At 71.9% G+C, this 21735-nt stretch carries 17 protein-coding genes; 3 read left to right on the top strand and 14 right to left on the bottom strand.

All coding sequences use genetic code 11. From position 1 onward, the window contains the following. Positions 1-170: 170 nt before the first annotated feature. The 3 genes from K6I33_RS12360 to K6I33_RS12350 all read right to left on the bottom strand — a co-directional run bounded on the left by K6I33_RS12360 (position 171) and on the right by K6I33_RS12350 (position 2502). A complete protein-coding gene (locus tag K6I33_RS12360; RefSeq protein ID WP_229350919.1) occupies positions 171-872 on the bottom strand; it encodes a ribonuclease HII in 702 nt (233 codons plus the stop codon). Positions 873-937: 65 nt separating this feature from the next. Beyond that, the gene (locus K6I33_RS12355) at positions 938-1831 is read right to left on the bottom strand and encodes an ADP-ribosylglycohydrolase family protein (protein ID WP_229350918.1); all 894 of its coding nucleotides are present in this window, start codon (positions 1829-1831) and stop codon (positions 938-940) included. 11 nt (positions 1832-1842) lie between these two features. Beyond that, complete coding sequence (locus tag K6I33_RS12350) at positions 1843-2502, bottom strand: histidine phosphatase family protein (protein ID WP_229350916.1); 660 nt, start codon at positions 2500-2502, stop codon at positions 1843-1845. A 120-nt stretch (positions 2503-2622) separates the two neighbouring features. Here K6I33_RS12350 and K6I33_RS12345 point away from each other — a divergent pair, with 120 nt between their 5' ends. Next, complete coding sequence (locus tag K6I33_RS12345) at positions 2623-3249, top strand: TetR/AcrR family transcriptional regulator (protein ID WP_229350914.1); 627 nt, start codon at positions 2623-2625, stop codon at positions 3247-3249. A gap of 27 nt (positions 3250-3276) precedes the next feature. Here the strand turns inward: K6I33_RS12345 and K6I33_RS12340 are convergent, their stop codons facing one another. From K6I33_RS12340 to nrdR, 4 genes are all read right to left on the bottom strand, one after another. Next, positions 3277-3882, bottom strand: a complete 606-nt coding sequence (locus K6I33_RS12340; protein ID WP_229350912.1) for a YdbC family protein — start codon at positions 3880-3882, stop codon at positions 3277-3279. Positions 3883-3915: 33 nt separating this feature from the next. Beyond that, positions 3916-4746 (bottom strand): arylamine N-acetyltransferase, encoded by an 831-nt coding sequence (locus K6I33_RS12335; protein WP_229350910.1) that lies wholly within the window; start codon positions 4744-4746, stop codon positions 3916-3918. A gap of 113 nt (positions 4747-4859) precedes the next feature. Further along, complete coding sequence (locus K6I33_RS12330) at positions 4860-7760, bottom strand: vitamin B12-dependent ribonucleotide reductase (protein WP_229350909.1); 2901 nt, start codon at positions 7758-7760, stop codon at positions 4860-4862. Positions 7761-7872: 112 nt separating this feature from the next. After that, positions 7873-8400 carry a transcriptional regulator NrdR gene (gene nrdR, locus K6I33_RS12325; RefSeq protein WP_374284176.1) on the bottom strand — a complete coding sequence of 176 codons (528 nt, stop codon included), beginning with the start codon at positions 8398-8400 and terminating at the stop codon, positions 7873-7875. 610 nt (positions 8401-9010) lie between these two features. Here nrdR and lexA point away from each other — a divergent pair. Continuing rightward, positions 9011-9796, top strand: a complete 786-nt coding sequence (gene lexA / locus K6I33_RS12320) for a transcriptional repressor LexA (RefSeq protein WP_099202316.1) — start codon at positions 9011-9013, stop codon at positions 9794-9796. 161 nt (positions 9797-9957) lie between these two features. Here lexA and K6I33_RS12315 read toward each other — a convergent pair whose 3' ends face one another. The 4 genes from K6I33_RS12315 to K6I33_RS12300 form a co-directional block, all read right to left on the bottom strand. Next, on the bottom strand, positions 9958-11937 hold the full coding sequence (locus K6I33_RS12315; protein ID WP_229350908.1) for an ATP-dependent DNA helicase: 1980 nt from the start codon (positions 11935-11937) through the stop codon (positions 9958-9960). A 176-nt stretch (positions 11938-12113) separates the two neighbouring features. After that, positions 12114-12944 carry a GNAT family N-acetyltransferase gene (locus K6I33_RS12310; protein WP_374284171.1) on the bottom strand — a complete coding sequence of 277 codons (831 nt, stop codon included), beginning with the start codon at positions 12942-12944 and terminating at the stop codon, positions 12114-12116. 7 nt (positions 12945-12951) lie between these two features. Continuing rightward, positions 12952-14907 (bottom strand): IucA/IucC family siderophore biosynthesis protein, encoded by a 1956-nt coding sequence (locus K6I33_RS12305; RefSeq protein WP_229350907.1) that lies wholly within the window; start codon positions 14905-14907, stop codon positions 12952-12954. Positions 14908-14984: 77 nt separating this feature from the next. Next, positions 14985-16349, bottom strand: coding sequence for an aminotransferase class III-fold pyridoxal phosphate-dependent enzyme (locus K6I33_RS12300; protein ID WP_229350906.1), 1365 nt, complete (start codon positions 16347-16349; stop codon positions 14985-14987). Between the two features lie 278 nt (positions 16350-16627). Here K6I33_RS12300 and K6I33_RS12295 point away from each other — a divergent pair, with 278 nt between their 5' ends. After that, on the top strand, positions 16628-17830 hold the full coding sequence (locus tag K6I33_RS12295) for a serine protease (protein ID WP_229350905.1): 1203 nt from the start codon (positions 16628-16630) through the stop codon (positions 17828-17830). A 70-nt stretch (positions 17831-17900) separates the two neighbouring features. Here K6I33_RS12295 and hflX read toward each other — a convergent pair whose 3' ends face one another. The 3 genes from hflX to K6I33_RS12280 all read right to left on the bottom strand — a co-directional run. Beyond that, the gene (hflX, locus tag K6I33_RS12290; protein ID WP_229350904.1) at positions 17901-19403 is read right to left on the bottom strand and encodes a GTPase HflX; all 1503 of its coding nucleotides are present in this window, start codon (positions 19401-19403) and stop codon (positions 17901-17903) included. Between the two features lie 147 nt (positions 19404-19550). Beyond that, on the bottom strand, positions 19551-21035 hold the full coding sequence (locus K6I33_RS12285) for a M1 family metallopeptidase (RefSeq protein WP_229350903.1): 1485 nt from the start codon (positions 21033-21035) through the stop codon (positions 19551-19553). Between the two features lie 182 nt (positions 21036-21217). Continuing rightward, a partial coding sequence (locus tag K6I33_RS12280) for an ACT domain-containing protein (RefSeq protein ID WP_308297131.1) occupies positions 21218-21735 on the bottom strand: 518 nt, incomplete at its 5' end.

The raw sequence follows: 21735 nt of genomic DNA, 5'->3' as shown, positions 1-21735 counted from the left end.
ACCAGGGACAGGGCGGGGGGTCGCCGCGGTCCGGCCGGGGGCCGGTACCGCGCGGGGACCCGGGACACTCTCGTGAATCTGAGGCTCCTCGGGGATGAGAGGCATGAGTTGATGTTTATCAAACGCCGGTGCGAGTCGCGTCGGCGGGTGGCGCGGTGCGCCCGTCCGGATCAGAAATCGAAGCCGAGCTGGCCACCGGCCTCCAAGGCCATGTCGTCGGGGCTGATACGGGCTCGCTTGAGATGCTGCCACCGGGGCAGCGCGTCCAGATAGGACCACGACAGCCGGTGGTACGGGGTGGGGCCCAGCTTCTCCAGGGCGGCGCGGTGCACGGGCGACGGGTAGCCCGCGTTGTCACCGAAGCGGAAGTCGGCGTGCTCCTCGCCCAGTTCGGCCATCATGGCGTCCCGCCGCACCTTGGCGATCACGGAGGCGGCGGACACGACCACACAGGACTGGTCGCCCTTGATGACCGTACGGACCTTCCACGGCGCCCCGAGGTAGTCGTGCTTGCCGTCGAGGATCACCGCGTCGGGCCGTACGGGCAACGCTTCCAGCGCCCGGTTGGCCGCCAGCCGCAGGGCCGCCGTCATGCCCAGCTCGTCGATCTCCTGTGGGGAGGAGTGACCGAGCGCGTACGCGGTGACCCAGGACTCCAGCTCCTCGGCGAGCGCGGTGCGCCGCTTGAGCGTCAGCAGCTTGGAGTCCGTGAGCCCCTCGGGCGGGCGGCGGAGGCCGGTGACGGCCGCGCACACGGTGACGGGGCCGGCCCAGGCGCCCCGGCCGACCTCGTCCACACCGGCGACGATCTTTGCTCCGGTCGTCGCTCGGAGGGAGCGCTCGACGCTGTGGGTAGGCGGTTGGTAGGGCATGACGCCTGCAAGGTTACGCCTTTGAGGCCGGACTGTCCCGCCCCGGCCCCGCTCCTTCCGTCCGCTCAGCGCGAAGTGGCCGGGAGCCAGCCGGGGAGGGCTTCCGTGGACTCCAGCCAGGCCGCCGGCGGAGCGCCTCGTTCCGACGCGGCGACCACTCCCCCGGCGATCGCGGACGTGGTGTCCACGTCGCCGCCCGCCCGGGCCGTCGTCCAGAACGCCTCCTCGAACGAGTCGAGATGGCGGGCCGCGGCCCACAGCGCGAAGGGCACGGTGTCGTGGGCGCTGGTCCGCCGGCCGCAGCCCAGGACGGCGGCGACGGTGTTCGTGTCGGCGTAGTCGAGCATGTCGCGGGCGCGGCGCAGCCCCTGCTGGACCGCGCTGCGCGGCACGAGCGCGATCACTCCGTCCAGCAGGGCCTCCGGGCCGGTGGCGCCGGACGGGCTCGCGGCGAGGGCCGCCGCGGCGGCCACGGCCATGGCGCCGGCCACGGCCTCGCGGTGCTGGTGGGTGGTGTACGCCGAGATCTCGGCCTGGTGCGTGGCCTGCTCGGGGTCGTCGGCGTACCAGGCGCCCAGCGGCGCGATGCGCATGGCGGCGCCATTGCCCCAGGACCCCTGTCCCTTGAACAGCGCGGCGGCCAGCTCGCGCCAGTCGCCGCCCTCCCTGACCAGGCGCAGCATCCTGTTGACCGCGGGACCGTAGCCGCGGTCGAAGTCGTGGTGCTCGGCGAAGGAGCGCGCGAGGGCGTCCTGGTCGACACGGCCGTGCTCGGCCAGCACCGCCAGCACGGAGCAGGCCATCTCGGTGTCGTCGGTCCAGCTCCAGGGCGCGGGAGGGAGCTCGCGGCGCTTGAGGGACGGATAGTGGGCGGGGACGAAGAACTGGGAGCCGAGGGCGTCACCCACGGCCAGCCCCCGGAGGCTCGCCAGGGCTCGGTGGAATCGGTCAGCTGTCATCGCTGCGAACTCTAGTCGGTGAAGCCGTACGACTCGGGGGTACACCAGCGCTCGAACGGCCGGTCCAGGTGATAGCGGCCGTCGGAGCCGAGCACCAGCATGCGGGTCTCGGCGTTGCCCGGGTTCGACAGGCACTCGAACTCGGCGACGGTCCAGTGCAGCCATCTCATGCAGAACAGCCGCATGGTCAGGCCGTGGGTGACGAGCAGGACGTTGGGTGGGTGGCCGGGGTCCTCGAAGCTGCGCCACAGGCTCTCCAGGAAGGCGCCGACCCGGTCGTAGACGTCGGCCCCGGACTCGCCCTGGGCGAAGCGGTAGAAGAAGTGCCCGTAGGCGTCGCGGTAGGCCTTCTGGCGGCGTACGTCCTCCCGTTCCTGCCAGTTCCCCCAGTCCTGCTCGCGCAGGCGCGGCTCCTCGCGCACCCGGACGCGGCCGGGGGTGAGCTTCAGGGCGCGGAAGGTCTGGTGGGCGCGGCGGTAGGGCGAGACGTACGCGGAGATCCGCTCGTCGCCGAAGAGCTCCCGGAGCAGTTCCCCGGCCCGCTCGGCCTGATCGCGGCCCTTCGCCGTCAGGCTGAGGGCGTGGTCGGGTTCCCGCTCGTAGACCGTGTCGTCGACGTTGCCCTCCGACTCCCCGTGCCGGAGGAGGACGATGCGCCGCGGCCGTGACATGCCGCCACCCTAGAACGAACAGCCGGACCATGCCTCACGCTCCCCCCGGTGCGACGCCAAACACAACTACCGTTGCGTTACCCTCGGGATCGCCCCTGCCAAACACGACGGGAGTCGCGCATGACCGCGCAGTCGTCGTCCGTGGCGCCCGGCACCGTCCGGCCCGGCGGGCGCACCGCCCGCACCCGCGCCGCCGTGCGCGACGCCGTTCTCGCCGGGCTCGTCGAGCACGGCTATCCGGGCCTGACCGTCGAGTACGTCGCCGAGCGCTCCGGCGTGCACAAGACCACGCTCTACCGTCGCTGGGGCGGCCTCGACGGGCTCGTGGCGGAGGCGCTGGACCTCGCGGGAGAGGACGACTGGACACCGCCCGACACCGGCACCCTCAGAGGTGATCTCCGGGCGCTCGCCCACGGGATCGTCGACACCTTCACCGGCCCGGGGACCGCCGCCGCCCCCACCGCCCTGATCGCCGCCTCGTTCCGGTCGGAACGCGCGGCGGAGGCCCTGCGCGGCCTCCATCGCGAGCGCTTCGCGCGCTGCGGGCCGCTGATCGCGCGGGCCGTCGAGCGGGGCGAGGCGCCCGCCGGCACCGACGCGGGCGCCGTCGTACGGGCCGTGTCCGCCCCGCTGTTCCTCAGGCTGTTCATCACCCGGGAGCCCGTCGACGGCGCGGTCGCGGACGAGGCCGTCGAGGCCACGCTCGCGGCGGTCGCCGCGGGCGCCCATGTCACGACGGCGGACTGACACGGACGACCGCGCGCGTCCCCGGGGTCACACCGTCCACGCCTGCTCTATCTGCACGACGTCACCGGTGATCGCCGCGACATCGGCCTCGGTCTGCGCCCGCAGGGCGAGCCGCTCCACCCGGTCCTCGCGGTACTTCCCGTGCTCCGCGCCGGAGTTCCACATCGACAGGACCAGGAACTCCCGGCCGGGCGCCTCGCCGAAGACACCCCGCAGCATCCCGGGCGACCCGGCCATCGCCGGGTTCCACACCTTCTCCTGCATCAGCGTGAAGTGCTCCACCCGGTCCTCACGGACCTGGCAGTGCGCGAAACGCACCACGTCCGCGTCCCCGAACTGCGGCCGGAAACCCACCTTCACATCGAAGCGGTGCTCGAAGAGCCGCACCTGGACGTTCCGGAACGTGCCGGACTGCGCGGCCGCCAGTCTGTCGTGGGACCGCGTCATGAAGGAGTCGTAGAAGGCCCGGCTCTCCCAGAAGCCGAAGAGGTGCACCACACCGGGACGCGCCCGGCTCCAGCCACCCCCCTGCCCCCGGAATCCCGGTTCGCCGAGCAGTCCCGCCCATTTCCGCTGCCCCCGCTCGAACCCCCGGCGGTCCACCACGGTGCAGCGAATCCACTTGACCAGCACCGAACCATCGTACGGTGATGGCAGTGGCGCGCGTCACGTAGCGGCGCGGTACACGCGGGTGAGGGTCGCGGCGTCCTCGGCGTCCAGTTCGATCCGGAACTCGTTCTTCAGCACCATGGTCAACTCCTCGGCACCGACTTCACGTTCATCCCCCGATCCATCAGGACGCGCGTTCGTCAGCGTCGAACCCACGAGCGTCCGCCGTAGACCCGGCTCCGTCCGCTGGACCACCAGCCGCGAGACGAACGGCGAGCGCGGGTGCGTCGAGATGTAGTGGTTCATCACGGTGTAGTCGACCGGGTGGCGCTCCTCGGGACCGAAGGCGTACAGGTCGAACCAGCCGTCCGGATGGAGCGAGCGCAGGATGCGTATGTCCTTCTGCTCACGCGCGAGTTCAAACGTCCATTCCCCCTGCTCCGCCCGCGCCCCGTCACGCAGGGGCAGCGGCTCCAGCAGCCCCTCGCCGCCGAAGCCGACGTCGCACAGCCACTCCTCGCCACCGGCCTCGACCTTGAGCGCCATATGGGTCGTCGGGCGCACGCTCCCGCTGCCCATGCGCACCCGGGCCCCGATCCCGGAGACCGCGAAGCCCATGCGCTCCAGAGCGGCCGCCAGGAGCAGGTTCTGCTCGTAGCAGTAGCCACCGCGCCGCTTCTCGACCATCTTGTCCTGGAGCGCCTTCACATCGAGCAGCACGGGGCGGCCGAGCATCACTTCCAGGTTCTCGAACGTGAACGCCGCGACATGGTGCCGGTGGACGGCCCGCAGCGTCTCCGGATCCGGCCGGACGGTCCCCTCGAACCCTGTGCGCGCCAGATAGGCGTCGAGCTCCAGCTCGGCGCCGCCCCATATGGAATGCCCCATCCCCGTACCGCCTTTCACGTGATCGCCCCACCAGTATTCACCCGTGCGCACGGACCACGGAAAAGCCGATGGGGGAACCGGCACAGGCCGGTTCCCCCATCGTCACAGGACGATCAGCTGCAGCCGCTGGTCGAGCCGCAGCCCTCGCAGAGGTAGCAGCTGCCCGCGCGGCGCATCTTCGTGCCGCAGGAGAAGCACAGCGGCGCGTCGGCGTTCAGGCCGAGCTGCATCTCCACCAGTTCGGTGGAGTTGTGGGCCTGCTTCGGCGCCGGGGCGGCCGCGACGGGCTGCGCCGGGAGCTCCGGCTTGGCCGGCTCGACATGACGCGGCGCGGACTGGGCCAGTCCCTCGACGTCGACCTCCTCGGCCGCCGGCTCGTACGAGCCGGTGTCCAGGTGGCGCTGACGCTCCTCGGCGGAGTGGATGCCCAGCGCCGAGCGCGTCTCGAAGGGCAGGAAGTCCAGCGCCAGGCGGCGGAAGATGTAGTCGACGATCGACTGCGCCATCCGCACGTCCGGGTCGTCCGTCATACCGGCCGGCTCGAAGCGCATGTTGGTGAACTTCGAGACGTAGGTCTCCAGCGGCACGCCGTACTGAAGGCCGACCGAGACGGCGATCGAGAAGGCGTCCATCATGCCCGCGAGGGTCGAGCCCTGCTTGGACATCTTCAGGAAGACCTCGCCCAGGCCGTCGTCCGGGTAGGAGTTGGCCGTCATGTAGCCCTCGGCGCCGCCCACCGTGAAGGAGGTGGTGATGCCCGGGCGGCCCTTCGGCAGGCGCTTGCGGACCGGACGGTACTCGACGACCTTCTCCGCGACGGCGGGGGCGGGGGCCTCGGCCTTCTTCTCCGCCTCCTTCTTCTTGGCGGAGAGCGGCTGGCCGACCTTGCAGTTGTCGCGGTAGATGGCGAGGGCCTTCAGGCCCATCTTCCAGCCCTCGAAGTAGACCTCCTCGACCTCCTCGACGGTGGCCGACTCCGGCAGGTTCACCGTCTTGGAGATCGCGCCGGAGAGGAACGGCTGCGCGGCGGCCATCATGCGCACGTGGCCCATGGCGGAGATCGCGCGCTCGCCCATGGCGCAGTCGAAGACCTCGTAGTGCTCGGTCTTCAGGCCCGGGGCATTGATCACATTGCCGTGCTCGGCGATGTGGGAGACGACCGCCTCGATCTGCTCCGGCTGGTAGCCCAGACGCTTGAGCGCCTTGGGGACCGTGTTGTTCACGATCTGCATCGAACCGCCGCCGACGAGCTTCTTGAACTTGACCAGGGCCAGGTCCGGCTCGACGCCCGTGGTGTCGCAGTCCATCATCAGGCCGATGGTGCCGGTGGGGGCCAGCACCGAGGCCTGGGCGTTGCGGAAGCCGTCCTTCTCGCCCAGGCGGAGCACGTCCTGCCAGGCCTCGGTCGCGGCGGCCCAGACCGGGGTGTCCAGGTCGTCCACGCGCTTGGCGGCGGCGTTGGCGTCGGAGTGCTGCTTCATGACGCGCTTGTGGGCGTCGGCGTTGCGGGCGTAGCCGTCGTACGGGCCGACGACCGCGGCCAGCTCGGCGGAGCGCTTGTAGGAGGTGCCCGTCATCAGCGAGGTGATCGCGCCGGCCAGGGCGCGGCCGCCGTCGCTGTCATAGGCGTGGCCGGTGGCCATCAGCAGGGCGCCCAGGTTGGCGTAGCCGATGCCCAGCTGGCGGAAGGCGCGGGTGGTCTCACCGATCTTCTCGGTCGGGAAGTCGGCGAAGCAGATGGAGATGTCCATCGCCGTGATCACCAGCTCGACGACCTTGGCGAAGCGCTCGGCGTCGAACGACATGTTGCCCCCCGCGCCGGAGGCGCTATTGGACGCAGTGTCGTCGCGGAGGAACTTCATGAGGTTGAGGGAGGCGAGGTTGCACGAGGAGTTGTCCAGGTGCATGTACTCGCTGCACGGGTTGGACGCGGTGATCCGGCCCGTCTCCGGCGAGGTGTGCCAGCGGTTGATCGTGTCGTCGTACTGGATGCCGGGGTCGGCGCAGGCCCAGGCGGCCTCGGCCATCTTCCGGAAGAGGCCCTTGGCGTCGATCTCCTCGATGACCTCACCGGTCATCCGGGCGCGCAGGCCGAACTTCGTGCCGTTCTCGACGGCCTTCATGAACTCGTCGTTCACGCGAACGGAGTTGTTGGCGTTCTGGTACTGGACGGACGTGATGTCGTCGCCGCCCAGGTCCATGTCGAAGCCCGCGTCGCGCAGGGCGCGGATCTTCTCCTCCTCCTTCACCTTGGTGTCGATGAAGGCCTCGACGTCGGGGTGGTCGACGTCGAGCACGACCATCTTGGCCGCACGGCGCGTGGCGCCGCCGGACTTGATCGTTCCGGCGGAGGCGTCGGCACCGCGCATAAAGGAGACGGGACCGGAGGCGTTGCCGCCGGAGGAGAGCAGCTCCTTGGAGGAGCGGATGCGGGAGAGGTTCAGGCCGGCACCGGAGCCGCCCTTGAAGATCATCCCCTCTTCCTTGTACCAGTCGAGGATCGACTCCATGGAGTCGTCGACGGAGAGGATGAAGCAGGCGGAGACCTGCTGCGGCTGCTTGGTGCCGACGTTGAACCAGACCGGGGAGTTGAAGCTGAAGACCTGGTGAAGCAGGGCGTAGGTCAGCTCGTGCTCGAAGATCTCGGCGTCGGCCGGGGAGGCGAAGTACCCGTGCTCCTCGCCCGCCTTGCGGTAGGTGGTCACCACCCGGTCGATGAGCTGGCGCAGGCTGGACTCGCGCTGGGGGGAGCCGGTCGCGCCGCGGAAGTACTTGCTGGTGACGATGTTGACCGCGTTCACCGACCAGAAGTCGGGGAACTCGACGCCGCGCTGCTCGAAGTTGATCGAGCCGTCGCGCCAGTTGGTCATGACGACGTCACGACGCTCCCAGACCACCTCGTCGTACGGGTGCACCCCGGGGGTGGTGTGGACGCGTTCGATGCGCAGGCCCTTGCCGCCCTTGTTTCCCTTGGAGCGGGAACCTCGTGCAGAGCCGCTCGTCGTCTCGGTCATGCCGCCTCCCTCTACGGGCAAAACGCCCTAATGCGCCCATTTTCTTCCGGGGCGCGATGTGTTCTGTCACCCGGGAACGCTCAGCGCTCCGGGTAGGTCTGAATGCCGTCGCTCAGTCGGCGGCGACGGCGGGTGCCGGTACCTCGGCGGGGCCCGCCGGGTTCACGGCGGAGCCACCGCCGGTTCCGGTACGGCCGAGGCCCTCGCGCAGCTCCGCGACGGCGGCCTCGAAGTCCTCGAGCGAGTCGAACGCCTGGTACACGGACGCGAAGCGCAGATAGGCGACCAGGTCGAGGTCCTTGAGCGGGCCGAGTATGGCGAGCCCGACGTCATGGGTGGTGAGCTCGGCGCTGCCCGTGGCCCGCACCGCCTCCTCGACCCGCTGGCCGAGCTTCGCCAGGGCGTCCTCCGTGACCGGGCGACCCTGGCACGCCTTGCGCACTCCGGAGATCACCTTGGTCCGGCTGAACGGCTCCGTGACCCCGCTCCGCTTGATCACCATGAGTGACGCGGTCTCCACGGTCGTGAACCGGCGGGAGCAGTCGGGGCACTGGCGGCGCCTGCGGATCGAGCAGCCGTCATCGGTGGTCCGGCTGTCGACGACCCGGCTGTCGGGGTGCCTGCAGAAGGGGCAGTGCATGGCTCTCCACCCTCCTTCACCCTCGAGCGCACCTCGAGAAACCTCGAGGAAAGCAGTACACGATCTTCGCTCCGGCGACCCCGTACGGGGTCTCGCCGAGCAGCCCCCAGCATAGGCGATGACCGGGACCCGGAATGACCAGGGAGGGGCATCGACCACAACTTGTGGGCAGCAGTCGCCATCAAACCACTAGATCTGGTGCCCGGCCGCCAGGATCTCCCCCAGCGTGTCGCGCCGTGGAAGCGGGCCGGAAGCGGCCCCGAAGCGGGACACAGGCTCGCGCGAGCGGCCCGGAGGCGGGCCGGGCGGGTCACGGATGACACACTGGGAACGTGGCACGGCGACGCCGCCGGGCGGCGCCGGCGCCCCTCGAACGGCGGCGGACGGACCGTCGCGCGATCGCCGGGCGACCCGAACGGACCTCCGGCGCGAGCGGGCGAACCGCGTATCGAAGAGTACCGTAATGGGGCGAATTGATCTTTGCCCGTACACCCTGCCGACTGATCAAGTCAGCCATTCCGCGATATTTCACTCGAACGTGTGTTTGGCGCAACCTTTCGAAAGCAACTACCGTTGTCCAGCTAGGGAGAACATCTCGAGAGGGGCCGACGTGACCACCACCGCAGACAGCGCCACCATCACCGCCCAGGACCGCTCCCAGAACCGACTCGACCAGGCACACCCGATGAATGACGCAGCCATGAACGCCGAGGGGCAGAAGCCGGCCCGCTCACTCCCAGGACGGCCCCCGGGCATCCGGGCGGACAGCTCCGGGCTCACCGACCGGCAGCGCCGCGTGATCGAGGTCATCCGGGACTCCGTCCAGCGCCGCGGATACCCACCATCCATGCGCGAGATCGGCCAGGCGGTGGGGCTCTCCAGCACCTCCTCCGTCGCCCACCAGCTCATGGCCCTGGAGCGCAAGGGCTTCCTCCGCCGGGACCCGCACCGTCCCCGCGCCTACGAGGTGCGAGGCTCGGACCAGCCGAGCACGCAGCCGACCGACACCACGGGCAAGCCCGCGGCCTCGTACGTCCCGCTGGTGGGCCGTATCGCCGCCGGTGGCCCGATCCTGGCCGAGGAGTCCGTCGAGGACGTCTTCCCCCTCCCCCGTCAGCTGGTCGGCGACGGGGAGCTGTTCGTCCTCAAGGTGGTCGGCGATTCCATGATCGAGGCCGCCATCTGCGACGGCGACTGGGTGACGGTCCGCCGTCAGCCCGTGGCGGAGAACGGCGACATCGTGGCCGCGATGCTCGACGGAGAGGCCACGGTCAAGCGTTTCAAGCGCGAGGACGGCCATGTCTGGCTGCTCCCGCACAATGCCGCCTATCAGCCCATTCCCGGCGACGAGGCCACCATTCTGGGCAAGGTCGTGGCCGTATTGCGGCGGGTCTGACACCACCCGCCGAAAGACCGGGCCCCGGGACCAACTGCGCCGGTTCCGGGGCTCTTCTTTATGCGCAGGTGTGTTTACGCGCCGGCGCCGGCGGCGCTTTCACGCGCCCTTTTTCCTTATGCGATGGCGTGCACGTTTCTTTATGCGATGGCGCGCACGCCTTATTTCCCCTCCGCCTTGGCCGCCGCGTCAATGGCGGACAGAGAGCGGCGCACCTGATTACGGTCCGTGGTGTACCAGAAGTCCGGCATCGAGGCCCGCAGGAAGGATCCATAGCGGGCCGTCGCCAGCCGGGGGTCCAGCACCGCGACCACACCGCGGTCGCCCGACGCCCGGACGAGCCGGCCGGCGCCCTGCGCCATCAGCAGTGCGGCGTGCGTCGCGGCCACGGCCATGAAGCCATTGCCCCCGGCGTCCTCCACGGCCCGCTGCCGGGCGCTCATCAGCGGATCGTCCGGGCGGGGGAAGGGCACACGGTCCATCACCACGAGCTGACAGCTCGGCCCCGGCACATCGACGCCCTGCCACAGCGACAGCGTGCCGAACAGACACGTCCGGGTGTCCCCCGCGAAGTTCTTGATGAGCTCGCCCAGCGTGTCCTCGCCCTGGAGCAGGATCGGCATGTCGAGCCGTCCCCGGAGCGCCTCGGCGGCCGCCTGGGCGGCCCGCATCGACGAGAACAGGCCCAGGGTGCGGCCTCCGGCGGCCTCCACCAGCTCGGCCAGCTCGTCGAGCATGTCCGTCCGGTTGCCCTCCCGGCCCGGCTGGGCCAGGTGCCGGGCGACATAGAGGATGCCCTGCTTCGGATAGTCGAACGGCGAGCCGACGTCGACGCCCTTCCACGACGGGACGTCCTCCCCCTCGACGCCCTCGGGGGCGAGGCCCAGGGAGGCGCCGACGCCGTTGAAGTCGCCGCCGAGCTTGAGGGTGGCCGAGGTCAGCACCACGGACCGCTCGCTGAAGAGCTTCTCCCTCAGCAGCCCCGACACCGACAGCGGCGCCACCCGCAGCGAGGCGCCGAAGCGGTCGTGGCGCTCGTACCAGACGACGTCGTACTCGGAGCCCTCCACGATGCGCTCGGCGACCGCGTGGACGTTCTCCACGGAGGCCAGGGCCTGCTTGCGGACCGCGTCCTCGTCCTGGACGGACTTGTCGCGGGTGTTGCCGATCGCCGTGATCACCGTGCGCGCGGCGTCGCGGAGCGCCATCAGACAGTGGGCGAGATCCTCGGGGATCTCCTCCAGCCGGCCGGGCAGGGCGAGCTCCATCAGCCGCTCGAAGCTCTCCGAGGCGGTCTGGAGGGCGTCCGCCGCCTTCTCGTCGACGAGCTTGGCGGCCCGCCGGACGGCGCGGTTGACCTGGCCCGGGGTGAGCTCACCGGTCGCGACGCCGGTGACCCGCGAGACCAGCTCATGGGCCTCGTCCACGATCAGGACCTCATGGCCGGGGAGGACCGGGGCACCCTCGATCGCGTCGATGGCGAGCAGCGCGTGATTGGTGACCACCACATCGGCGAGCTTGGCCCGCTCCCGGGCCGCCTCGGCGAAGCACTCGGCGCCGTAGGCGCACTTCGAGGCGCCCACGCACTCGCGGGAGGTGACGGACACCTGGGCCCAGGCGCGGTCGGAGACGCCGGGCGTCAGATCGTCCCGGTCACCGGTCTCGGTCTCGTCCGCCCAGTCGCGCAGGCGCAGCAGGTCCTTGCCGAGCTTGCTGCTGGGCGCGGCCGACTCGAGGGGGTCGAAGAGCCCCTCCTCCTCGTCCTGCGGGACCCCCTCGTGGAGCCGGTGGAGGCACAGGTAGTTGGAGCGGCCCTTGAGCATCGCGAACTGGGGACGGCGGCGCAGCTGCGGATGCAGCGCGTCGACCGTCCTCGGCAGGTCGCGCTCGACGAGCTGGCGCTGGAGCGCGAGCGTCGCGGTCGCGACGACGACGCGCTCGCCGTGGGCGAGGGCCGGCACGAGGTAGCCGAGCGACTTACCGGTGCCGGTGCCCGCCTGGACGAGCAGGTGGGAACCGTCGTCGATGGCCGCGGCGACGGCTTCGGCCATGGTGACCTGGCCGGGCCGCTCGGCACCGCCGACGGCGGAGACGGCGGCGTGCAGCAGGTCGGTGACGGAGGGCGAGGAGGTGGCAGTCATAGCCTGTTCAGCCTACGGTGCGGCACTGACATCGTGGCCCGGTGTCCGTCCCGGGCCTTTCCGGGCCACGCCGTACAAACGGGCCGACTCCCACCCGCCGACCCCGACCCGGACCCGCCGACCCTGACCGGCCGCCCCGCGCCGGCCGGCCGCCGCGGGCCCCACGGCCGTGATCGCTACAGGACGGCACGCAGCGCCCTGTCGCGGATCATCAGCGCCGCGCGTTTGCCGGGCAGCTCCGCCTCTCCCGTCAGCCGGAAGCCCGCGCCGAGGAACGCGGCCGTGGACGGGGTGTTGCGCAGGTCGGGTTCGCCGACGACCCGGTCGCAGCAGGGGCGGCGGTCCAGGACCAGGTCGGCGACGGCCCGCAGCAACAGCGTGCCGAGGCCCCGGCCCCGGTCGGCGACCTTGCCGATGAGGAAGTGGATCCCGGTGTCGTGCGGCCGGGCCGGGTAGTGGCGGGCGATCGGGTCGAGATCGGCCCGGTAGACCTCCCAGTAGCTCATCGGGACCCCGGCGAGCACCCCGAGACAGGGCACGCTGCGCCCGTCGCCGTCGAGCTGGGACCGGAGGTGGTCGACGGTGGCGGCGCCGGGGCCGGCCAGCTCCCAGAACGCCGAGACGGCGGGATCGTTCATCCACTGTGTGACCAGCTGGAGGTCGCGCTCGATCCGTACCGGGACGAGCTGGAACGGTCCCGCGTCGGTGCCCACCGGTCCCCAGTCGGCGAGGCCGTCCAGGAGGTCACCCGCGCCGCCGGAAGGTCCGGTGCGGCCCGGTCCTGGCCGGTGGCGGACGGCGGCGGGTTCGGTGAGCTCGTGGGCGGCGCGCTCGGCGGTGATGAGCTCGATGAGTTCGTCGGTCAGCCGGAGGTCGACGGTGTCGGCGCAGTCGTCGCTCACCGGGGCGGCCATGGGGTCGGCCACCTGGGCGACGAGGCGGTCACCGGCGCGGCCCCCGGTGCGGTCACCGGTCATGTCGCTGAGCGGGTTCGTCCCGTCGTTCATCCGTGGCTCACCCCGCCGCCGTGGCCAGGGGGTTGGCGATGGTGACGTAGACCGACTGGGAGTCCACGGGTCCGGAGAGCTCATCGAGGCCGCGCAGCCTCGTCAGCATGTTGGCCTTGCAGCGCAGCACGGGTTCTTCGAGCAGGCGCCGGGGCAGGGTGGAACGGACCGGGGAGGCGCCGGACGCGGCCTCCTTGAGGAAGCGGCGGAGCGCGGCGAGCAGGATGTGCTCGTCGGCGAGGCGCTGGGAGCCGAACGCACCGATCAGGCCGAGGACGTTGTTGATGCCGAGGTAGTAGAGGAACCGTTCGTCGGCGACCTCGTCGGTGACGAAGGTGTCGCTCTCCCGCCCGATGCCCGCGAGCCTCTGTTCGAGCGCGGAGCGATGGGAGGCGCGGAAGTAGTAGCCCTGGTTGTCGCGGTAGCGCCCGCCCACGGGCCAGCCGTCCGCGTCGAGGAGGACGAGGGTGTTCTGCTGATGGGCCTCCAGGGCGATGCCCGCTTCGCCGTCGAGCCAGAGGACGGGCCGGACGACCGTCTCGAGATAGCGCAGGAACCATTCCGTGGCGACGGCTCCGGCGGGCCTGCCCGTGCGGTAGGCGAGCCGGGCGACGGTGTCGGCGAGCCGGGAGTGCGTGGCGGGCCTGCCGGTCGCCCCCTGCCGGCCGGCCCACGGCCGGGGCGAGACGAGACCGGCGAGGCACACGGCGTCGTCGCCGGGGCCGAAGGGGTTGTGCCGGATGACGGTGTCGAGCCCCCGCAGCGGGGTGCCGTCCGGGGTGTCGACGCCGATCCAGGCCGGGTCGCGGACGATGTCGAAGCTGTGCCCTCCGGCGCAGGCCGTCCGCCAGCGCTCGGCGAGGCCGCCGCGCAGCAGCCGGTGCACCTCGACGCCGCGCCGCAGCTCCTTGCGGAGGTTCTCGCGGCGGGAGTTGGTGACGCGCAGGCCGAGGGAGAGCTTGAGCATCGCGGGGGCGCCGGGCCGGTGCACGGTCCGGAGCGACGACGTGGGGTACCAGGGCGCGCCCTGCGGGCCGAGGTCGCGCAGCAGTCCGGCGTCGAAGAGCCGGGCGAACTCCGGGCGATGACGGATGTCGCGGGCCTGCCAGGGGTGCACCGGCAGGGGGACGGTCCCGGGCTTCAGCTCCCGCTCCAGGTCCGGTCCGGCGAGGCGGGCCGCGAGGGCGGCGGCGTCCACGGGGCGGCCGCGCTCGGTCCAGGCCGAGTCGACGGCCAGCACGGAACGGTCGACGGCCAGCCAGTGCAGCGGGAAGCGGCCGCGCAGCTCGGGCGAGAAGGGCGCGGCCTCGGCGTCCGAGAGACCCTCCCGGCTCTTGGGCGCGGGGTGGAGGGGGTGGCCGAGGAGCAGGGCCTGTTCGCCGTAGAGGAAGAGCTCGCCCTCGTCCGGGTCGGCGGGCCGCTCGCGCCGGTCGGTGAGGAACACGGCCGTGCGGCGGGCCGAGTCGGCGACGCGGGCGACCAGTTCCCCGCCGTCGTCGGTGGCGGGACGGCCGGCCTGTGCGGCGCGGTGGGCCGCTTCCCGGCCGAGGAGGGCGGCCAGGGTGACGGCGTCGAAGGCGGGGGCGTCGTCGGGGCCGCCGGTCAGGGTGACGCGCCCGAAGCGGTGCCAGCCGGTGGCGGACCAGTAGTGCACCGGCACGCTCAGCGGAATGCCGCTGGCGTTGAGCGGCAGATAGAGGATGTCGCCGTGGGGGCGTTCGACGCCGTTCTCGCGCACCCAGCAGCGCAGCAGGTTCTCCACGGCGGCGGCGTCCGCGGCGGCTCGCGGATCGGGGTCGTCCAGGGGCTCGGCGACGCCGTGCGGTCCGGCGGCGGGCAGTTCGGCGCGGGTGCCGTGCCCGCCGGGGTGGTCGTGCTCGCCGGGCCTGCCGTGCTGACGCGGCAGCGCCGGGGTCCGGGCCTGGCCGACGGGGAAGGCGTCGGTGGGGAGGGACGCGTTCATGCGGGGTGCGGCGTACAGGTCACGGCGTTCCGGCCGGGCTGCGGCGCCTTCCTCCTTCGGCGGTCTGGTGCGGCGGTCTAGGGGCGGCGGTCGGGGGGTGGGGTGCCGGCGGACGGTGCGGAGGCCGCGGCGACGGCGTCGGACAGCCGGTCGAGGACGGCCTCGGCCTGCTCGTCGGTGAGGGTGAGGGGCGGCAGCAGCCGGATCACCGGGGGGCGGCGGTCGCTCAGCCCGACGATCAGCCCGCGGCGCAGGCATTCCCGCCGTACGGTCTCGGCGAGCGCGGCTGCGGCCGCGGCCGCAGCGGAGGATGGACGACGGCCCGGGACCGACGTGGCCGGGCCGGCCGCGCGACCGGCTTCCGGGCCGGGCGCGGGGCCCGTTCCGGGATCGGTGAACTGATCGGTGAACTCGATGCCGATCATCAGGCCCTTGCCGCGTACGTCCGCGACGCACTCGTGCTCCCGCGCGAGCCGCCGCAGCCGTTCGAGCATCCGGGCGCCGAGGACGGCCGCACGGCGGTCCAGTCCGTTCTCCCTGATGTGGCGCAGGGTGGCAGCGCCCGCGGCCATGGCGAGCTGGTTGCCCTGGAACTCGTCGGCCTGGAAGGCGGCGGCCGGGTCCGGGTCCCGGTGGCTCGGCCGGGCGTCGAGGTCGTCGCGGTGGACGATGACGGCGAGCGGGAGGCTGCCGCCGATGGCCTTGGACAGGACCATGACGTCGGGGACGACGCCGCTGTGCTCGACGGCCCAGAAGGCGCCCGTGCGCCCGGCCCCCGTCCACGCCTCGTCGGCGATGAGCGGTACGGCCCGCGCCGCGGTGATGTCGCGGATCCGCCGCAGCCGTTCCTCGGGCACCGGCAGCACCGCGTCGCCCAGGACGGGCTCGACGACGAGCCCGGCGGGGAGCGGCATCCCCCGGTGGGCATCACCGAGCGGGCAGCCGGTCGCGTCGGCGTCCTCCGCCGGCCCGTCGCCCGCGAGGGCGAGGAGCCCGTCGCGGCCGGTCGCGGCGCGGACGAGCCGGAAGGCGTCCGCCATCGCGTCGGTGGTGGCGGGGCCGCAGAACCGGATCCGGGCCGAGTCGGCCAGTCCGCGCGGGAGGGTCGCGAACAGCTCGGCCGCGAAGGCCTCCTGGACGGGGGTGGCGAGGTCCGGGACCTGCAGCGGCGCCCCGGAGTCGAGCACGGCGCGGATGGCCTCCAACACGACCGGGTGATTGTGGCCGAGCGCGAGGGCGCCACCGCCCGAGAGGCAGTCGAGATAGCGGCGGCCGTCGGCGCCCTCGATGGTCAGGCCCCGGGCACGCACGGGCACGACGGGCAGCGAGCGGGCGTACGTCCGGGCCGAGGGCTCGCGGGCCGGCTGCCGCCGGAGGATGCCCGCGCGGCCGGACCGGCGCGCCAAGGGCGGTGCGGGCGGCGGTAGTCGGGGCGGGGTCATGGCTCGGTTACCTCCTTCTGCCCGCTGAACGGTGGTCGGTCGTCCCCCGTACGTACCAACGACGCCGCGAGCTGCGGATCACGGTCCGATCGCAAGATCCTTCGTTCCGGAACCGAGGACCCGCCCATGTCCGTCTCCCTCGGCACCGGCATAGTGGGGGCCCCGCCCCTCACGGGGCGGTGCATGACAAGTTCACGCCATGCCGCGCAGATAGCGGGGCATATGCCACCCAATACGTACAGATCGCATACGTACAGATCACAGGGGGAGCCCACTCCATGCCATCGACAAGGCGGCCAGTTCTGGCCGCGGCCGCCCTCACCGCCGCCCTGGCGCTGACGGCCACCGCGTGCGGCCCGTCCGACGACCAGGCCGGGGGCGACACCAAGCCCAGCGCGGCCGCGAGCCAGAAGGGCGACGACTTCCCCAGCCTGCCCAAGGGCATCCCCGCCCAGGACCTGGAGAAGTGGAAGAAGAAGTGGCAGGACGGCGCCTGGAAGAACTGGGACAAGGACCAGTGGCTCCATGAGGCCCGCGACTTCATCAACCCCATCATCAAGGGCCACTGGAAGCCCGACACGATGAAGGACGCCCGCTCCAGCGACAAGACGCTGGCCACCCAGGGCGCCCCCGGCGGTGTGCCGGGCGGCGGGGCGAGCGACCAGGGCGCCACCGACCCGGAGCCGCGTCCGGTCACCGCCAAGGCCGTCGGCCTGCCTTACCACAACAACGCCGCCCCGGTGGGCAAGGTCTTCTTCGACAGCCCCGAGGGCCACATGGTCTGCTCGGGCACGGTCGTCAAGGACCCGGCGCACCCCGGCAAGTCCAACATGGTGTGGACCGCCGGCCACTGCGTGCACGCCGGCCAGAAGGGCGGCTGGTACCGCAACATCGCCTTCGTGCCGTCCTACAACGACAAGGGCCTCCCGGGCGCGCAGGTCAACAGCGCTCCGGTGCAGGACGTCGCCCCGTACGGCGTGTGGTGGGCGGACTGGGCGCAGACGTCGTCGCAGTGGATCGCGCAGGGCGCCGAGACCGGTGGCGCGGGTGCTCCGTACGACTTCTCCGTGCTGCACGTGAAGTCCGAGAACGGCAACGGGAAGTCCCTGGAGGAGACGGTCGGCAACGCCCTCACCGTCGACTTCAGCACCCCGCAGGTGAAGTCCATCAACAGCATGGGGGCCTGGGGCTACCCGGCCGCGCCGCCCTTCGACGGGCAGAAGATGTACGACTGCGTGGACAGGCCGGGCCGTCTCACCATCGAGCAGTCGCAGCCCACGATGTACCGCATCGGCTGCACCATGACGGGCGGTTCGTCCGGTGGCGGCTGGTTCGCCAACGGTCCCGACGGCAAGCCGGTGCTGATCTCCAACACCTCGATCGGCCCGGCCAACAGCACCTGGCTGGCGGGCCCGCGCCTGGGCCCGGAGGCCAAGGGCGTCTACGACGCGCTGAGCCAGAAGTTCGCGGCCAAGCCGTAGCGAGCGGAAGCACAAAACGAGCGAAGGCCCGCCCCGACATCGGTCGGGGCGGGCCTTCGTGTCGCCGCGGTCAGGGCCGGGTGGCCGGTACGAACCGCTGGAGCTCGGCGGCGAGCTCCTCATGGACCCGGGCCTTGATCAGGGTGCCCTCCGGGGTGTGCTCCTCGGAGATCACCTCGCCGTCCTTGTGCACCCGGGCGATCAGCGAGCCCTGGGTGTACGGCACGAGCGCCTCGATCTCCACGGCGGGGCGCGGCAGCTCGGAGTCGATCAGGGCCAGCAGCTCGGCGATGCCCTCGCCGGTCCGCGCCGACACCGCGATCGAGTGCTTCTCGACGCGCAGCAGCCGCTGGAGGATCAGCGGGTCGGCCGCGTCCGCCTTGTTGATCACCACGATCTCGGGCACGTCGACCGCGCCGACGTCCCGGATCACCTCGCGCACGGCGGCCAGCTGCTCCTCCGGCGCCGGGTGCGAGCCGTCCACCACGTGGAGGATCAGGTCGGAGTCACCGACCTCCTCCATGGTGGAGCGGAACGCCTCGACGAGGTGGTGCGGCAGGTGCCGGACGAACCCGACGGTGTCGGCGAGGGTGTAGATCCGGCCCGAGGGCGTCTCGGCCCGCCGGACGGTCGGGTCCAGGGTGGCGAACAGGGCGTTCTCCACCAGCACACCCGCGCCGGTGAGGCGGTTGAGAAGCGAGGACTTACCGGCGTTGGTGTAGCCCGCGATGGCCACCGACGGGATCTTGTTCCGCCGGCGCTCCTGGCGCTTGATGTCGCGGCCGGTCTTCATCTCCGCGATCTCCCGGCGCATCTTCGCCATCTTCTCGCGGATCCGCCGCCGGTCCGTCTCGATCTTGGTCTCACCGGGGCCACGGGTGGCCATGCCGCCGCCGGACGAGCCGGAGCCACCACCACCCATCTGCCGGGACAGCGACTGACCCCAGCCGCGCAGCCTCGGCAGCATGTACTGCATCTGGGCCAGGGAGACCTGCGCCTTGCCCTCCCGGGACTTGGCGTGCTGGGCGAAGATGTCGAGGATCAGGGCGGTGCGGTCGACGACCTTGACCTTGACGACGTCCTCGAGGTGGATGAGCTGGCCGGGGCTGAGCTCACCGTCGCAGACGACGGTGTCGGCGCCGGTCTCCAGGACGATGTCCCGCAGCTCCTGGGCCTTGCCCGAGCCGATGTAGGTGGCCGGGTCCGGCTTGTCGCGGCGCTGGATCACACCGTCGAGGACCATCGCGCCGGCCGTCTCGGCGAGGGCGGCGAGCTCCGCCAGGGAGTTGTCGGCGTCCTGGACCGTGCCGGACGTCCAGACGCCGACCAGCACCACGCGCTCCAGGCGCAGCTGCCGGTACTCGACCTCGGTGACGTCCTCGAGCTCGGTGGAGAGGCCCGCGACGCGTCGCAGGGCGGCGCGCTCGGAACGGTCGTACTGCTCGCCGTCACGCTCCCCGTCGATCTCGTGGCTCCAGGCGACGTCCTCTTCCATCAGGGCGTCGGCCCGAAGGCTCTCCGGGAGGCTCTGCCGGTCCTGCCGGTCCTGGGGAAGGGAAGAAGAGGAGGTCATTTGATCCTTTGCTTGATTGACGACTGTGCGGGGTGCCCACCCTCGAACCGAGGGCTCGCGCCATCGACAACGTCCGGGGTCCTCCGGAGATTCCCGGGGACGGCCGCCTCGCCGACCCGTCGATGTTCCCATGCCGTCGCCGGGGCGTCACGCGGGTTTCGGCGGGGCCGTCTTCCAGTCGGGGTGCCCGGGCATGGGCGGGGTCGTCCGCCCGTACAGCCAGGGCTGGAGGAACCGCGCCTGGTCCTGGCCGGAGACCTCGGAGGCGAGGGCGACGAAGTCGGCGGTGGTGGCGGTGGAGTCGTGGTAGCGGCGCACCCACTCGCGCTCCAGGCGGTCGAAGGCCGCCGTCCCGATCCGCTGGCGGAGGGCGTAGAGCACCAGGGCGCTGCCGTCGTAGCAGACGGGCCGGAAGATGCTGATCTTCTTGCCGGGCACGGGCGGCTTGATCGCCGCCGGGGGGCCTCCGTCGGCCCGCATCTGGTCGGAGAGCTGATAGGCGACGCGCATCCGGTCCACCAGCTTGCGGCCCTTCCGCTCCTCCGCGTAGAGCGATTCGTACCAGGTGGCGTGGCCCTCGTTGAGCCACAGGTCGGACCAGACGCGGGGGCTCACGCTGTCGCCGAACCACTGGTGGGCGAGCTCGTGGACCATGATCGACTCCACGTACCAGTCGGGGAAACCGGCCTTGGTGAACACGTCGCGCTCGAAGAGGGAGAGGGTCTGGGTCTCCAGCTCGAAGCCGGTCGAGGCGTCGGCGATGAGCACCCCGTATGTCTCGAAGGGGTAGTTCCCCACCCGCTTCTCCATCCACGCGATCTGGTCGGGCGTCTTGGCGATCCAGCTCTCCAGGGCCTTCTGGTCGGCGGCGGGCACCACGTCCCGCAGCTTCAGCCCGCGCGGGCCGCCGCGCTGGGGCACGCTGGAGCGGCCGATCGCGACCTGGGCGAGCTCGGTGGCCATGGGGTGGAGGGTGCGGTAGGTCCAGGTGGTGTTCGCCCCCTCGGTGGTCTGTCCGGCGGGCAGCCCGTTGGCGACCACGGTCAGCTCCTTGGGAGCGGTCACCCTGAAGGTGAACAGCGCCTTGTCGGAGGGGTGGTCGTTGCCGGGGAAGACCCGGTGCGCGGCGTCGGCCTGGTTGGCCATGACGAGGCCGTCGGTGGTGGGCACCCAGCCGCCCTCGCCCTCGCCGCGCGGGTCGCTGGTGTGGTGGACGGTGACGGTGAACGAGCTGCCGGAGGGCACCGGCTCCGCGGGGGTGACGACCACGTCCTCCCCGGCGGGGGTGAACTGGGCGGGCGCGCCATTGACCTCGACCGAGGCGATCGCGCCGTGGGTGAAGTCCATGTTGAAGCCGTCCAGCTGCGCGGTGGACCGGGCGACGAACCGGGTCACGGCGTCCAGCGGCTGGTTGTTGGCGTGGTAGACGAGCGAGATGTCGTAGGCCGCGATGTCGTAGCCGGGGTTCCCCAGGTGGGGGAAGAGGCGGTCACCGATCCCCCGGGCCTCGGGGGTCGGCGGCGCGGCGGCGCCCAGGACCAGGACCGCCGCGGCCGCGAGGAGGGTGGCCCGGCGGCGCGGGAAGCGCCGGCGCTGCGGGGAACGCTCCCCGGGGGCGGGTGAGTGCGACATGCTCCACCGCTATCAGCGCGCGCCCGCACGCCGGTGGCGGCGCGGCGTCGGCCCACCCTTACGAGCGTCTTGGATGCTGGTACGAGTGTCGTATCGGACGCATGCCGGGCCCCCTCCGCCGTCCTTTCCTGGCCCCTTCCACGCCTCCTCTTCCCGGCCGCTCCCCGGCCGGTGGGAGCGGGCTACAGCGGGGCCGTCAGCGACCGGCCCGCCCGTTCGACGTCGTAGACCCCCGGGACGCGGCGCATCGCCCGCATCAGCTCCGGCAGCTGGGCCGGGTCGGCCAGCTGGAGGGTGTAGGTGTGCCGCACGCGCTGCTCGTACGGCGGCTCGACGGCGGCGGAGATGACGGCGACCCCTTCGGCGGCGATGGCCTCGGTCAGGTCGGCGAGCAGATGCGGTCTGCTGAACGACTCCGCCCGCAGGGTCACGCGGTAGTCCCCGCCGCCCGTGCCGTCCGGGCTGCGCCAGCGCACCTCCACCGGCTGCCGTCCCGAGGTGACCATCCGGTCCACCACGGGGCACGGGGCGCGGTGCACCGTGACCGTGCCGCCGCGCACCGCGAAACCGGTCACCTCGTCGGGGGGCACGGGGGTGCAACAGCCCGCCAGCCGTACGCTCACGGCCGCCCGCCCGCCCTCGCCCGCCGCTCCGGTGACGACCGCGACGGAGCCGCGCGCGGCGGAGGCGGCCCGGGGAG

The sequence above is a fragment of the Streptomyces sp. UNOB3_S3 genome (assembly GCF_020740895.1).
Lineage (GTDB): Bacteria > Actinomycetota > Actinomycetes > Streptomycetales > Streptomycetaceae > Streptomyces.
This window is presented reverse-complemented; position numbering and strand designations above follow the sequence as displayed.